This window comes from Mycoplasmatota bacterium, assembly GCA_018394295.1.
Taxonomy (GTDB): Bacteria; Bacillota_I; Bacilli_A; order Haloplasmatales; family Haloplasmataceae; genus JAENYC01.
In genome coordinates this window covers 2,443,340-2,459,113 of the sequence record CP074573.1, presented here as the reverse complement: position 1 = coordinate 2,459,113, position 15,774 = coordinate 2,443,340, and the positions used below count along the sequence as shown (strand labels likewise).

The following is a 15,774-nucleotide window of genomic DNA, read 5'->3' as shown; positions in this document are numbered from 1 at the left end:
GAGGTAGAGTGTTGGTAGAAAATCAAAATTATATTTGGGGGAAAAGTTGTGATTGTGGGAATGATTGTTTTATACTACAAAATAAATTTCATCCTTGGAGTGAAACAGATTTTATAGTAAAAATGACTTGTCCTAAGTGTGGGGAGAATTTTGAAGTGAATCAAAAAGATGCACAAAATTATTATAATAAAAAGTTATTTTCCTATTATAAGGGGATTGATGGAACTGTCCTTGATTTAGGATGTGGTAAAGGTTTTTTAACACAGCATATTAATAATATTGAAGAAGTTAATGAAGTATATGGACTAGATGTACTTGATTCCTCTGTTGATAGTTTGGATAAGGTAACTTTTATTAAGGATGATTTAAAGAATCTTTCTAAACACTTTAAAAAAGATTCAATCGACTATTTAGTTCATCGTGATGTTTTTATGTTTGTATCTGATACTAAACAATATTTTGATGATGTCACAAACATTGTTAGAAAAGGAATATATCAGATGGGGTGGTTTTTAAAAGGAAATTCAAGGATGGAAAACCAATTAGAACCTAATGACATTAAAATAGAACTAGAAAAAAGAGGATGGAAGGTGTATTTAGAATATTTAGATTGGTATAAATTAGGCTATTTTATAAAAGCGAGTAAATTATAGGAGTTGAGATAAAGTGGGAACTATATTTAATATTTATAATCATAAAAATGACTATGAGTTAGTTAATGAGTTTTTGTATCATACATATAAAAAAGAAAAATATCCAAATTGGTTACAACCTAGATGGGAATATTTTCATTATCATCCTAATACAGAAGAAGAATGCTATAAGACAATTGGTGTATGGAAAGAAAATGGAGAAATAGTTGGTCTAGCGACTCATGAAGGGAATTTAGGCGAAGTTTTTATCATGGTAGATGAGACACATGGTTATCTAAAAAAGGAAATGATTCAATTTGCTGAAGCTAATATAAGTAAAAAGAGTGAAGATAATAAAAAATCCCTATATGTTTATGTGAACGATTTTGATAAAGATTTAGAGAATATAGTAATAGAAAAAGGCTATCAAAAAATTGAGTATAAAGAAACAATCTGTCAATTTACAGATGATATAAAAGATGATGAATTACAGGTGCCTACTGGGTTTACCTTGAAAAATTTATCAGGTAAAAGTGATATTTTTAAATTTCATCGTATTATGTGGCGTGGTTTTAATCATGAAGGAGAAGCACCAATAGAAGGAATTGTTTGGAGAGAAAAAATGCAAAGTGCCCCTAAATACAATTTTACATTAAACGTTGTTCTAGAGTCACCTGAGGGGAATTATATTGCTTATAGTGGTATATGGTTTGATTCTATTAATAAAGTAGGTTATATAGAACCTGTTTGTATAGACCCTGATTATCGTAAGAAAGGGTTTGGGAGAATTGTTGTTTTAGAGTGTATAAGACGTGCTCAAAAATTAGGAGCAAATGTGGTGTATGTTGAATCAGGACTACCATTTTATCAAGCGATTGGATTTAAACCTATCTTTAAACGAAATGTTTGGAAAAGAGTATGGAATGAAAATAATTAAATAGAATAATAAAAAGCTGTAATTATTACAGCTTTTTATTATATATCGTTATTAATTTAGCAACTTATTTATTAGAGCGTCTAACCTTTTTATTCTTGTTTCTTCAGTTTTTACACTCATAATTTTATGGATTTCTTCTTGTTTAATTTGATGAGGTAGGGCGTTAAATGCTTGTAGTAATAGAGAGTTGTTTTTCATTTTCTTAATCATAATATCTGGGATTCTCAATGTTTTAATCTCATCATTTTTTTCAAGTTTTACATGGATTATATCTCCAATTTTCTTATGACAGATATTTTGAAATTCTCTGTTAAAGACCATATAATGGCCTTTTTTACTTGGCATTAGAATCCCTTCAAATTGATATCCATCAATCATTGTTTTTACATAGACCCTTCCGTTCGTACCAAAGGCTTCTTCAACTGATATTGGAACATAAAAGACTGTCCAGTGCATCCTCCCTTCCAATTTTATTAATTCCGTATCAAATTCATAAATCATTTTTAGTCCCCTTTCGTTTTATTTATTAATAATAAATTTAACTGATAAAATTTTAACAAGGAGTGGTAATCAAAATGAAAATTACAAAAAAACAAGCGAGATTACATTTATTAGAATATCAAAAATTGCTTACCCCACAACGATTAAATGATAAAGAGGGGATAATGACCTACATTCGTCAAGTAGGTTCTATTCAATATGATCCCTTAAGTATTATTGATACAAACCCTAATCTTGTCCTACAATCACGGATTAAAAATTATCAGTCAAAGGATTTAACTGATTTATTATATAAAAATCGTTTGTTAATCGATGATTGGGATAAAAATCAATGTATTTATCCAATAGAGGATTGGCCTTATTTTCGAAGGTACAGAGAAAAGGGCTTAAGAAGTCATACGAAGGTAGATTTAAGTGAACATGAAATAATTCAGAAAGTTAAAACATTAGTCAAAGAAAAAGGTCCTATATCTTCTAAAGATTTAAACTATGATGAAAAGATAAATTGGTTTTGGGGAGATACAAAAATATCTAAGGTGGCACTAGAAAGTCTTTATTATTGGGGAGAGGTTGTTATTCATCATAAGAAGGGCATTCGAAAATACTATGATTTGACTGAAAAAGTACTCCCTGAAGAAATTTATCAAATGAAGGAACCAAATCAATCCCTAGAAGATTTTATAAGATGGAATGTTAAAAGAAGAATAGGTAGTATTGGTCTTTTATGGAATAAAGCAAGTGATGCTTTTTTAGGTATTTATTTTATGAAAAGTAAGGATAGAAACCGTGCATTTAATCAATTATTAAATAATAAGGAAATTATTGAAATAGAAGTAGAAGGGATTAATACGTCATTTTTTATTAGGAAAAGTGATGAGTGGATATTAGACAAAGTATTAAGTGGGATTAGTTATAGAAAAGAAGTATCTTTTATCGCACCACTTGATAATTTAATGTGGGACAGAAAATTGATCAAGGAACTTTTTAATTTTGATTATACATGGGAAGTATATAAACCCAAAGAAGAAAGAGTTTATGGGTATTATGTTTTGCCAGTTTTATATGGAGAACAATTTATTGCTCGATTTGAACCAGTATTTAATAAATCGACTAAAACCTTACAAATTGTTAACTGGTGGTTTGAAAAAGATGTCAAACCATCACAAGAACTATATAAGAAAATAGATGAAGCCATTAATCGGTTTGCGAAATATTTAAACGCATCTAATATACAATATATATGTAAAATAGATGGAAAATATGACTAATTTCAAAAAAAAAGTATTATTTATAATAAACCATGGACAAAATATAAACAATAATATATAATGTCTATATAAACTACAAACAAAGGAAGTGGTTATCTATGAATTTTGAAGAAATATTTTGGGGCTCATCGATAGATGAAATTAAAAGAGGTTATGTGTATTTAAAAAAAGAAGGTATCTATATCTGTTTATGTTGTAATGAAGTATTTGAAGAGGGAATGATATATCAAAAAGACAATGCATTCATGGATGCAAAAAAAGCAGTGGAAATACATCTTGTTGATAAACATCAATCAATGTTTCATTATTTATTAGAAATGGATAAAAAGTATACATCCTTAACAGAACATCAGAAACAACTGATTTTAAAATTTTATAATGGGCTTAGTGATAAGGATATCGCAAAAGAAATGAGCGGGAGTACCTCTACTGTTAGAAATCAACGTTTCTCATTACGCGAGAAAGCAAAACAAGCTAAAATATTTTTATCATTAATGGAATTGTTAGAAAATAAAATGGGTCAGTCAAGTGAAGAGAAGTTTATTCCAATTCATAGATCTGCAACTAGTATTGATGAACGTTATGCCATTACAGAAAGTGAAAGAGAATCTTATTTAAAGACATATTTTAAAAATCATAAACTAATTAGTTTTCCTACCAAACAAAAGCGAATCATTATAGTACTTCAACATATAATTAGTTATTTTGAACATAAAAGACGATATAGTGAAAAAGAAGTGAACGATATCTTAAAAGAAATCTATCATGATTATGTGACAATTAGAAGATATCTTATTGAATATGGATTTTTAGGTAGAAGAATTGATGGAAGTGAGTATTGGGTGAAATGATGAAAAATGATATTTTAAATTATTTAAATAATGAAGGTAAAATAAAAGTCTATCCTTCAAAACAAAAAAGAAAAAAGATAGTTTTATCCTATCTTGTAAGTAAATTTGAATATAACAGGATTTATACTGAAAAAGAAGTTAATAAAATTATTGATGAAAATCATGGCTTTAATGATTACTTTTTATTGCGAAGAGAACTGATTGAGCATAAATACTTAGCGCGGACAAGAAATGGAGCTAAATATTGGCGTGAAGATCTTTTGCCAGAATATTTTGAAACAAATAATTTAATTGTACGTGATAGTACAATAGATGATGAAGAAAGTTTAATAGGGATTGGTCAGTCATGTTCATACTTAAAACAATATACAAATGAGGAATTTGAAGATGTTTTGATTCATAATAGATTAGTTGAGGGTGATTTACCACCTTATGGGCAAAAAGAGTTTTATCAGTGTAAAACCATCATAGAAAAAGATACAAAAAAAATAATTGGCTTTTTTGATTATTATCGTGGCTATCCCACAAATCAAACGTTATGGATAAGCTTCTTTGCAATCCATAAAAATCAACAACATAAAGGACAGGGTTCAGAAGTTGTGCAAGCATTATATGCACAATTGAATAATAGTCAGTTTAAAAAGATTAGTTTGGGAGTACATTTAAAAAATTGGCAGGGATTACGTTTTTGGGTTAAAAATGGTTTTGATAAGATAGCAGGTTTTTATGGTGACAAAGAATATAGTGAAAACCATTTTAGCCTCATCATCCTTGAAAGATTAATTGATGAGAGTATATGATGAATAAGATTTATGAAACAGAGTTATTTCCCCCTGTTAAGACACTACTTATAAAAAATAATTTCAGTATATGTAGTGAGATACAATATTGTGATATTGCCGCAATGAAAGATGATCAATTAGTTATTGTTGAATTAAAAACTAGTTTAACCCTAAATTTGTTGCTACAGGCTGTGAAAAGACAGAGATTAACAGACTATGTCTTTGTTGCAATACCAGAATCAAAATTAATGAAAACTAAGAAATGGAAAGATATAATTTTATTAATCAAGCGATTAGGATTAGGACTTATTGTGGTTCGCTTTAAGGAAGAACCCTATGCAGAAGTGTTAATTGAACCCATGTTATTTGATATTATTAAGAGTCAAAAACAAGCTAAAATAAAACGAAAAAAATTGATTAAAGAATTTAATGGAAGAAGTTATGATTTAAATATAGGTGGAAGTTCAAAGAAAAAGATTATGACAGCTTATAAAGAACAATCATTATATATCGCCTGTTGCATCCATTTGTTAGGACCTTTATCTCCGAAGAAGTTGAAAGAATTAGGATCACATTCTAAAAAAACGAATTCTATCTTAATTAAAAACTTTAATCACTGGTTTTACCGAGTAAAAACTGGCATATATGATATATCAGAAGAAGGAATTAAAGCGATTACTCACTATCATGAAATTACAACTAATCAAATAGATAGTATAAAAAAAAGATTAACAAATAATAATAATTAATGATAAAATAGTTAAAATACTAGTATAGAATAATAAATTGTTTGATAGTCAAAATATTTTTACAATTTTTACTTTATTAATCTATGAAAACATGATATTCTAAGATATATAGATTAAAGTGGAGGTATACTATGAAGTATAAAATAATAGCTGATAGTTGTTGTGATATAAATGAAGATATGAAAAAGAATATGAATATTGAGTTAGTACCTTTAAGTTTACAATTAGAAGATAAAGTTTTTGTGGATGATGAGTCATTAAATGTATTAGATTATGTTAAAGAAATGAAGGCATGTCCTATAGCACCTAAGACAGCTTGCCCATCACCTCAAGATTTCATAAATCGTTATCAACGTGACGAGGATACTTTTGTGGTAACTTTATCACAAGAGTTAAGTGGAACTTATAATAGTGCTGAAATCGCAAGAAAGATCTATTTAGAAGAACATAAAGAAAAGTTTATTCATGTATTTAATTCAAAAAGTGCATCTGTTGGAGAAACCCTTATCGCTTTAAAAATTGATGAACTCGTAAAATCTGGCATATCTAAAGAAGAAATTGTTGAAAAAGTTGATGAATTTATAAAAGGAATGAAAACTTACTTTCTATTAGAAAGCCTTGAACATTTAGCGAAAGCTGGAAGATTAAAATCATACGTGGCAGTGATTGCGACATTACTTAAGATTAAACCGATTATGGGAGCAAATTCAGATGGTTCGATTCGCTTGGTTCATAAAGTGAGAGGGTATAAAAAAGCTTTTTCAAAGTTAGTTGATACAATTAGTGAAGAAATTCATGACTTTAGTGACCGTATATTAGGTATTGCTCATTGCAACTGTTTAGATAAAGCGATTGCGCTAAAAGATAAGGTTCTTGAAAAATACAATTTCAAAGATATCTTTATTGTTGAAATGCAGGGCTTAAGCTCAACTTATGCTGATGATGGTGGTATAGTTATTGCTTTTTAATAAAGACACTTATTTAAGTGCCTTTTTTATTAAAAATAATGTTATAATGAGTGAAGTTTTTGCATATGACTTAGTAAATCTCAGTGGTTTACATAAATCCTTGATTTAACTAAAAAGTAATATAGTGAACTTTTTAAAATTAAGATAGGAGTGAATACATGAGGTATAAGTTAAAGGGAAAAAGAATAACACAATCTCATATTGAAAATAAAAAGAAACTTCTAGTATTACTTATTTTTGCATGTTCTTTTGTCCTATTTGGGTTAGTGGTCGATACCCCAGAAAACATATTATTGGGAATGAAAAAAATTATTCTAGACCGTGATACATTAATAACCGATTATATTCAAGTTGGAGGGATAGGAGCAGCGTTTGTAAATTCCGGATTATTAACCCTCATTTTTATTTATATGTTATATCGAATGAAAATTAACATAAATGGTGTTAGTTATGCTGCAATATTCTCAATTACTGGATTTGCTTTATTTGGGAAGAATATATTTAATGTATGGTTTGTGATAATTGGTGTGTATCTATATGCCAAATTTCAAAAAGAAAAGTTTTCAAGATATGTTTATATTGCATTATTTGGTACAGCGATGGCACCAATCGCAACGGAATTTATTTTTGCTGAATATTTACCTTGGTATACAGGACTCTTCTTGGGTATTTTTTTAGGTATCTTAATCGGATTTATTATTGCTCCACTATCAACGCACCTATTAAAGATGCATCAAGGGTATAATCTTTACAATATTGGTTTTACCGCAGGGTTAGTTTCAACAGTCGTCGTATCAATATTAAAATCATATGGATATATCCCTAACAGAAGATTAATCTATTCTGAAGGAAATAATTTTTTATTTAGTGTTTTCTTAATGAGTCTATTTATTATAATGATAATTATTGGCTTTATAGGGAATAATAAATCATTTAAAAATTATCTTAAAATATGGACATACACAGGACGACTTGTTACAGACTATATTACATTAGAAGGACTTAATTTAACCCTAATTAATATGGGATTAACTGGTTTAATTTCTACAAGTTATGTGCTTTTGGTTGGTGGAGAATTGAGTGGACCAACAATCGGTGGTATTTTAGTTGTTGTGGGATTTAGTGCTTTTGGAAAACATCCAAAGAACATCCTACCTATCTTTTTAGGTGTTTATTTAGGTGCTTTGACCAAAATTTGGGATATAAACAATCCATCTATTATATTAGCTGCTTTATTTGGGACCTCTTTAGCCCCTATAGCTGGTGAATTCGGTATTATTATAGGAGCATTAGCTGCATATATTCATCTTTCGGTTACCTTAAGTGTTGTTTCCTTACATGGAGGATTGAATTTATACAATAATGGTTTTTCTGCTGGTTTAGTAGCTACATTTTTAGTACCAATTATCGATGCATTTAGAAGGGATGAATCAAGTGAAACATAGAAAAAAAAGAATATCTAAAATTACTGAGGAATTAATTAATTATTTTTTTAAGATAGGTGCTACACAAATTCATATTGATGTTATAGAAGAAAATAATCAATTTAAAGTTATCTTTCAAAGCAATATTAAAGATATAAAACAAGATGATATAGATATATTAGTTAAATGTTTAAACTGCCAAAAATTAGAAGAAATGGAAGAATATTATTGGGAATTAACTGGTGAATGTGATACAGATACTGAATTAAGTATTGTAGGAATGATGATTGATGATTTCGAAGTTAATATCAAAGATGATCAAATGGAACTAATAATCTATCGGAATAAAATAAAAAGAAGAAACCATTTACGTTAATGTAAGTGGTTCTTTTTTGTGTAAAGTAATGTGACAAAGACAATATCTGATAGCATCGATAAAAAATTAATTAATTCATAAATCATAAATAAACTAAACATTTTAAAATAGGATGATTGGTTCAGAAAAAAATTTATCATTGACTCATATTTTGATGAACTTAATATAGTAATTAAGAATCCAAAAAGGATTAAAAGTAATAATGATTTACAGGCATGTTTAGTTAAAAGAAATAAGGTGTTTTTATATAAATGTGAAAAACTATCAGTAAGGACGGCAGTTATTGGAAGGAAACGAAAATAGATAACAAATATAAGAAATAAAATAATTACACCTAAAAAAATTATAGATTTTAAAAATGGGGAAAAAATTACTAGGGATAATAGTAGAAAAAAACCTAAAAATGAAAATAATAGTAAAATTGAACCAAAGAGATAATATTTAAGTTTTACGATTGTGTTTTTGATAATTGTAATTTGATCATTCTGTTGATTTAATAAAGCATCTTTTACTAGAAGTATTAAGTAGGTATTTATAAGAAGAGATATTGGTAAAGAAATAGCATAGATGTATATCAGTTGTTGGTTAAAAACCTTCGTTATATTAAATGGTTCTGTTTCATTAAGTTGTACTAGGTTTTCCCCAATATGAAGGTAGATAAACATTAGGATAAAGGCATTTATGATAAAGACGAAAAAGAGATGATAAAACTTATGAGTAATAATAAATATCATTTTATGAAAAATTTCTCTGAAAGAAACCATTTATATCCCCCCAATAACATTACTATTTTAATACTATTGTTTAAAAATCAAATTATGATTAAATAATTAAAACAAAATAGAGTTGTGATACAAATGATTACCTTATAAGGTCGTAAAAACGCTATCATAAAATAAAAAAAATAACGATTTTTACTATCAATTTTAAAAAGTTAATGTTAAAATAGATTTGTAAAATAAATTTAAGAGGGAGAGATAATATGAGAATAGGCGTACCAAAAGAAATAAAAAATAATGAAAATCGTATTGCAGTAACACCTGCAGGAGTAATGCAGTTTATCGCTAATGGTCATCAAGTTTTTGTAGAAACAAATGGTGGATTAGGTTCTGGATTTACTAATGAGGAGTACATTAAAGCTGGTGCTACAATAGTAAATACGGCAGAAGAAGCCTGGGCATGTGATATGGTTATGAAAGTAAAAGAACCAATCGCTCCAGAGTATAAGTTCTTTAGAGAAGATTTATTATTATTTACTTATCTTCACTTAGCGGCTGATGAAACACTAACACATGAATTAGTGAAATCTAAAATGACTACAGTAGCTTATGAAACAGTTGAATCAAGTGATGGTAAATTACCACTTTTAACACCAATGAGTGAAGTGGCAGGAAGAATGTCAGTTGTTGTTGGATCAAATTACTTATTAAAATATAATGGAGGGAAAGGTATTTTATTAAGTGGTGTTCCAGGAACACCTAAAGGAAATGTAGTGATTGTTGGTGGTGGTGTAGCTGGTGTTAATGCTGCTAAAATGGCAATTGGCCTTGGTGCTAATGTAACGATATTAGATATTAATATTGATCGTTTACGCTATTTAGATGATGTATTTGGAAATGATATAAATACATTATATTCAAATAGATTTAATCTTGAACAAGCTGTTAAAGAGGCAGATTTATTAGTCGGTGCAGTTTTAATTCCAGGTGCTAAAGCTCCTAAATTAGTGACTGATGATATGGTTGCACAAATGAAACCAGGCTCTGTAATAGTTGATATCGCAATTGACCAAGGTGGATGTATTGCAACAATTGATCGTCCTACAACTCATGATAATCCAGTTTATACTAAACATGATGTTGTTCATTATTCAGTAGCTAATATGCCTGGTGCTGCTAGTAGAACTTCTACATTTGCACTTACAAACGCTACAATGAAATATGCAATTAGTTTAGCAAACAATGGATTAATCGGAGCTTGTAAGAAAGATGAAGGATTATTAAAAGGAATTAATACTTGTAAAGGTTATGTCACTTATAAAGCAGTTAGTGATTCATTGAATTTAGAATATGGTGATGTTAAAGACCTACTAAAATAATAGTGTTCTTTATAAATATACTGAAGTATTGAGGTCTAAGCAATTTTTTGCTTAGACCTTTAACAGTGGAATAAGAATACTATAATATTGAACTACCCATCTATTAATGGTCCTGTGATGATGAAATAATCCACGTTCTTCCATTATTTCTTATAAATCTCTACGTCATAAACTATATTTTAATACCAACTAACACATAAAATAATTTCAGGTTGATAATGTTTCTACATAAATAGATTTTCGTTCATATTCTTTACCCTTGATGGACAATGATGTATAATCTAAAGTATAAGATAATCTTTTTATTAGTAAAATATTTTAAACAGAGCCCATTTACTAGTGATTCAATAACATTTGGAGGATTTTCTTTAGAAGGTGCTATCTGATAGGGATTAGGATTTGTGGTATGATATTACGTTATGAAAGGAGCTGTTTTTAATGTCAATAAAAACACAAAAAATATTAAAATATATACCTATAGTTAATTTTCTTATTATGTTCATATGGATAGGAGCTTATTATAGACATATAACGAAACCATCTAGATTTATAAAAAACTTGTTAAAAGTATTTGCTGGCATCTTTATTGTAAACTTACCTAGAATTATAGTGTACTTTCTTGGCGCTTCGGAAATTATAATTCAACTACTTTATTTTGTTTCTTTGTATTTAACTATGTTTTGTATAGCCCATATTGCTATTATAGATCAAGAAAAATTTCTTTCAGAAGAAAAAACCAAATCTGAAAATAGGGTTAACTCTCTTACACCTTAATTCTCAATGGCTTTCTGCTATTGTAAGTATCAGTGTGCTAAGATAATCCTAAATGCAACTAACTGCAAAATGGGATTATGGGAAATCTAAAAACTGCATAGATGAATTAATGTATGAACTTATATATATATTAGGAGAAAATTATAAGTATTGAAAAATCGATGCAAATTATGTAAAACAATGGTAAAAGTGTGTTTCTGTACATAATTCTAAATTAGGATTATCTAATATTTGCTACAATATCATTTGTTAAAAGAGGTAAAATTTTTTTATCTATAAGTAAACTTGGTATTGAAAAACCTAATCTACCTCACTGGAGAAAATTGCTATTGGGAGGTTTATCAATGGCGTGTCCTTTTTTGGTAATTGTGGTATTATTTATTAACCGATGATTTATAAGCAGTGATAATACATTAAATTAACAAAAATACAAATAATGGTAGTTTAATTGTTAATATTATAATATAATTAAGATATTGATAGTTTATTTGGGAGGTTAATAATGAAAAACACTGAATTTGAAGTTAATATTAGTGTGAAAGAAGCTTTTGATTTATTAGAAGGCAGCGATATCGCTGATCTTGTCGATACTGAATTTAAAGAATTAGGTGATGGAAAGCAATTAGGGATTTTGATTTTTGGAAAATATTATATGAGAGTCAAAAATCGTGTTTCACTAGTGGTTATCATAGATAATATTGATGGATACACTAAAGTTAAGGCAATAGGTAGTGGTGGTGGAAGAAGCTTTTTTACAGATTTTGATTGGGGAGCTTCCGATAGTTTTGAAAATGAGGTTGAAAGATTATTTAATGAAACCCTCAGAAGTAGTAATAGTTAAGTAAAGAAATAGGTGATAAAAATGAAGAATAGATATATAATAATAAGTTTAGTTGTGTTTTTAGTATTTTTAGGAATTACCCTTAATCATTATTTAACTCAAGGTTATGAAATAATTTATATTGAAAAAAATAATATCACTAAAACAAATAAACCTAGAGGTCGAGATGAAACCCTTCTTCCTGTTGGGTATTTAGAATATGATCAAGGCGTTGGATATTGGGGCTATATTGATTTAGATGGGGAAGTTGCGATTTCTCTTACCTATGATGAAACGTATTTTTTTGATGAAAATTACTTAGCGGTTGTTAAAAAAGATGAAAAGTTTGGATTAATTAATACAGTTGAAACCAAAATCTTGCCAATTGAATATGAGACAATAAAATATATGGGTAGTAATATTTATTATTATCAAGATGAAACATCTGGTCATATCGCTAGGTATGATAATAATAGTGATATTATGATTAAACTTAAAGATGTCACTTATGATGAAGTAGGTTATTTTACTGATTCATTGGCATATGTTACTGCTGATAATAAATTAGGTTACATTAATCTTAATGGTGAAGTAGAAATTGAGTTATTATATGATTTTTATCCAGACTTTGATTTTAATTTTTATGATGGATTTGCTTTTATTTATCAAAATAATAAATTCGGAATTATTAATAAAAATAATGAAGTGGTCTTAACACCACAACAAGATGAAGTTTTAAATGACTATATAATACAATTTGATTATCAAAAAGAACATTTTGTTAACTATGATATGATTCCTTATCGTTCTGGTGATTTATGGGGATATATGAAACATGATGGAACAATCTGTATTGAACCACAATTTTTAGAAGCTTATCCATTTACTGATAATCATCATGCAAGAGTTAAATTAACAAGTGGAAAATATAATTTCATATTCAAAAATGGGCATGTACTTTCAACCCATGATTATGTAGAAGCCAATGATTTTTATAATGGATATGCGATGGTTAGTTTAGGTATAGGTCAAGAAGGTATGATTAACCATATGGGAGAGATGATAATTAATAATGAGTATGATTATGTAGGAACTGTAAATCAAGGGGTGATTTTAACCATTGATAATGGGCATAGTAAATATCATCGAATTGACAATTTAGATGAATTTGTCACAATTAATTACTATCTAGGGGATGATATGACCGATTGTAGAGTTGTTTTTGCATCTGATGAAGGTGGTGATGATAAGACTTATGTCATTTTAAATCTGCAAGGACAAAGAGTTTATAATGAAATAACTTCAAAATACTATGAACAATTTTATTACAATAATGGTCCATATATTAGTTTGGTTGCTTATGAAGAAGCATCAAATTTAGAATATTATACATATATTCATAAAGGAGAATTGTTGTGGAAAGTATATAAAGATTAATCCGTAGGAACTCTACGGATTTTTTTTAATTTAAAACTTTTTTTATTAGTGCTGTTTTACCAACAATATAAACGATTAAGGCAATGAAAAATGAAGCAATTAATATTATAAACCAAGGAATTAAACTATTAATGCCATAATTATTTATCAACTTTCCTCCAACGAAACTACCGAGTGCTGTACCAAGGCCATAAATAATATTACCAACACTAAAATAACCTGCGATAATATCTTTATTGGCAAGCATACTTGTAGTACTATCGATTGTTGGTGTCATTAACATTTCTCCAATAATAAAAATAAAGCCACTAAGTAGTAAAATAAAATAAGAATATGAAAATCCAATTAAAAATATACCTATTCCCATAATGAGTGTTCCATAGGCGATAGATGTTATAATATGAATTTTTCTAATAATGCGAGATTCAATTGATGTTTGAAGTAGAACTACAAAAAGACTAGTTAATGTCCAAATACTACCCACTAGTTTTGCGTTTTTAAATATAGTTATTGCTCGTAAAGGTAATAAAAGACTTAATTGAGCATAAATTGCCCAAACAAATATAAATAAGATACTAACGACCATAAAGGGTTTATTCTTTAATATTTCAACATAACGTTTTATAGTAATATTATGGTTTTGATTTTCATCAACACTATTAGGAATGAATAATGATAACAATAATAATCCTACATAAAAGAATGCAGAAATAAAAAAGAAGGTAGAAAAGGTTAGTCCAACAACTAAGAGAGGTATTAATCCACCAATCGCAATTCCTAAATTAGCTGACATCCCTCTCAAAGAAAAAGCGGTTGTTCTTGTATCTTCTGAATCTTTTGAATATTCACTAATGGCTGCTTTAATTGTTGGAGCGAAAAATCCAGCCCCAATTCCATTAAGGATTTGAAACAAATGAAACATAGAATAAGTATTACTTAAACCAAAACCAATTAAAGCGATGATTTCAATAATTGCACCAGTGATTAAGGTGAATTTACGACCAATTTTATCTGAAATTAGTCCACCGCCAATACTTCCGATTTGAAAAGATAAAGCACCAGCTCCGATGATGTATCCAATTTGAGCTGGGGTTAATCCTTTATCAATTTTTAATATAACTGGAAGTATTGGAATAATGACAAAATCAGCTAAATGCATAATACAAACAGCGATGAATAAAGTAGAGAGATGTTTTCTAAATGCTATTTTCGGTAGTCCAAATTTCATATCTTCATTCTCCTTATTAATTCATAATTATATTATCTGCATTTTTTAGAACCTATAACATTACAAAAAAAGGAAAATGAAGGTTAAAAATTATAATTAAAGAAAAATTTGTTTATTGGATACATGTAGTATAAAATAGAATATAATATTGATGGAAGTATATAACAAAATAAAAAGATAAGAGGAGGAAATTATGCGAATATTAAAGGTAAAAGGTGTTGGAAAAAGTACCAAGACACCTGATTCCGTAGTTATTTTATTTAAAATAATAAGTAAAGGTTATGATTATGATAAAGTGATAAATGATTTAAATGAAAGAACAGCTATTCTAAGAAATGATATTGTTAAAGCAGGATTTGCTAAAGAGGATTTAAAAACAACGAATTTTACAATTGATACTGAATATAAGTATAAAGATGGAGAAAATATTTTTACTGGATATAAAGCGGTACATGAATTGAAACTTGAATTTGATTTTAATCAAATTATATTAAATAATCTGTTAAGAACTCTCTCAACAAGTGAAGCAGATCCAGAATATAAAATTGTATTTGAAGTTAAAGATAAAAGAGCGTTTAAAGATGAGATACTGGTTGATGCAGTAAATAACGCCAAACAAAATGCTTCAGTGATATCAAATGCAGCATCAGTTAAATTAGGTAAAATTATGAATATAGACTATGATTACAGAGATATTGTCTATCGCTCAGGGGTTGTGTTAGAGAAAGCAATGTTAAATTCAACGAGTTTAGATATTTATCCAGAAGATGTTACAGGAACAGATACAGTTTTCATTGAGTGGGAAATTGAAGATAATATGATATAGAACAAATAAAACATTTACTTATAGATAAGTTATTGACTATTAGTTCAATTTCTTATATAATTTATTTGTATTTAATTTAGGCAAAAGGAGTGATGTATTATGA

General features: G+C 28.2%; 15 protein-coding genes. 13 read left to right on the top strand and 2 right to left on the bottom strand.

The window, feature by feature from the left end; genetic code table 11:
• Positions 1 to 8: 8 nt before the first annotated feature.
• Positions 9 to 653 (top strand): methyltransferase domain-containing protein, encoded by a 645-nt coding sequence (locus tag KHQ81_11415; protein QVK17452.1) that lies wholly within the window; start codon positions 9 to 11, stop codon positions 651 to 653.
• 13 nt (positions 654 to 666) lie between these two features.
• Entirely contained in the window at positions 667 to 1,569 is a 903-nt protein-coding gene (locus tag KHQ81_11410) for a GNAT family N-acetyltransferase (protein ID QVK17451.1), read from the top strand.
• A gap of 51 nt (positions 1,570 to 1,620) precedes the next feature.
• Here KHQ81_11410 and KHQ81_11405 read toward each other — a convergent pair whose 3' ends face one another.
• Entirely contained in the window at positions 1,621 to 2,070 is a 450-nt protein-coding gene (locus tag KHQ81_11405) for a DUF1905 domain-containing protein (GenBank protein QVK17450.1), read from the bottom strand.
• A 74-nt stretch (positions 2,071 to 2,144) separates the two neighbouring features.
• Between KHQ81_11405 and KHQ81_11400 the strand changes: the two genes are divergently transcribed.
• From KHQ81_11400 to KHQ81_11355, 10 genes are all read left to right on the top strand, one after another.
• On the top strand, positions 2,145 to 3,338 hold the full coding sequence (locus tag KHQ81_11400; GenBank protein ID QVK17449.1) for a YcaQ family DNA glycosylase: 1,194 nt from the start codon (positions 2,145 to 2,147) through the stop codon (positions 3,336 to 3,338).
• A 98-nt stretch (positions 3,339 to 3,436) separates the two neighbouring features.
• Positions 3,437 to 4,189 (top strand): DUF2087 domain-containing protein, encoded by a 753-nt coding sequence (locus tag KHQ81_11395; protein QVK17448.1) that lies wholly within the window; start codon positions 3,437 to 3,439, stop codon positions 4,187 to 4,189.
• Entirely contained in the window at positions 4,189 to 4,989 is an 801-nt protein-coding gene (locus KHQ81_11390; GenBank protein ID QVK17447.1) for a GNAT family N-acetyltransferase, read from the top strand. The genes KHQ81_11395 and KHQ81_11390 overlap by 1 nt, the downstream gene beginning before the upstream one ends.
• On the top strand, positions 4,986 to 5,720 hold the full coding sequence (locus tag KHQ81_11385) for a hypothetical protein (protein ID QVK17446.1): 735 nt from the start codon (positions 4,986 to 4,988) through the stop codon (positions 5,718 to 5,720). The genes KHQ81_11390 and KHQ81_11385 overlap by 4 nt, the downstream gene beginning before the upstream one ends.
• A 131-nt stretch (positions 5,721 to 5,851) precedes the next feature.
• Positions 5,852 to 6,688 carry a DegV family protein gene (locus KHQ81_11380; GenBank protein ID QVK17445.1) on the top strand — a complete coding sequence of 279 codons (837 nt, stop codon included), beginning with the start codon at positions 5,852 to 5,854 and terminating at the stop codon, positions 6,686 to 6,688.
• Positions 6,689 to 6,846: 158 nt separating this feature from the next.
• Positions 6,847 to 8,133 (top strand): DUF1576 domain-containing protein, encoded by a 1,287-nt coding sequence (locus tag KHQ81_11375; protein QVK17444.1) that lies wholly within the window; start codon positions 6,847 to 6,849, stop codon positions 8,131 to 8,133.
• Positions 8,123 to 8,488, top strand: a complete 366-nt coding sequence (locus tag KHQ81_11370; GenBank protein QVK17443.1) for a hypothetical protein — start codon at positions 8,123 to 8,125, stop codon at positions 8,486 to 8,488. The genes KHQ81_11375 and KHQ81_11370 overlap by 11 nt, the downstream gene beginning before the upstream one ends.
• A gap of 982 nt (positions 8,489 to 9,470) precedes the next feature.
• A complete protein-coding gene (ald, locus tag KHQ81_11365; protein QVK17442.1) occupies positions 9,471 to 10,586 on the top strand; it encodes an alanine dehydrogenase in 1,116 nt (371 codons plus the stop codon).
• 1,276 nt (positions 10,587 to 11,862) lie between these two features.
• The gene (locus tag KHQ81_11360; protein ID QVK17441.1) at positions 11,863 to 12,201 is read left to right on the top strand and encodes a hypothetical protein; all 339 of its coding nucleotides are present in this window, start codon (positions 11,863 to 11,865) and stop codon (positions 12,199 to 12,201) included.
• A gap of 21 nt (positions 12,202 to 12,222) precedes the next feature.
• Entirely contained in the window at positions 12,223 to 13,617 is a 1,395-nt protein-coding gene (locus KHQ81_11355) for a WG repeat-containing protein (GenBank protein QVK17440.1), read from the top strand.
• A gap of 25 nt (positions 13,618 to 13,642) precedes the next feature.
• Here KHQ81_11355 and KHQ81_11350 read toward each other — a convergent pair whose 3' ends face one another.
• Positions 13,643 to 14,845 (bottom strand): MFS transporter, encoded by a 1,203-nt coding sequence (locus tag KHQ81_11350; protein QVK17439.1) that lies wholly within the window; start codon positions 14,843 to 14,845, stop codon positions 13,643 to 13,645.
• 193 nt (positions 14,846 to 15,038) lie between these two features.
• Here KHQ81_11350 and KHQ81_11345 point away from each other — a divergent pair, with 193 nt between their 5' ends.
• Complete coding sequence (locus tag KHQ81_11345) at positions 15,039 to 15,671, top strand: SIMPL domain-containing protein (protein ID QVK17438.1); 633 nt, start codon at positions 15,039 to 15,041, stop codon at positions 15,669 to 15,671.
• Positions 15,672 to 15,774: the final 103 nt, after the last annotated feature.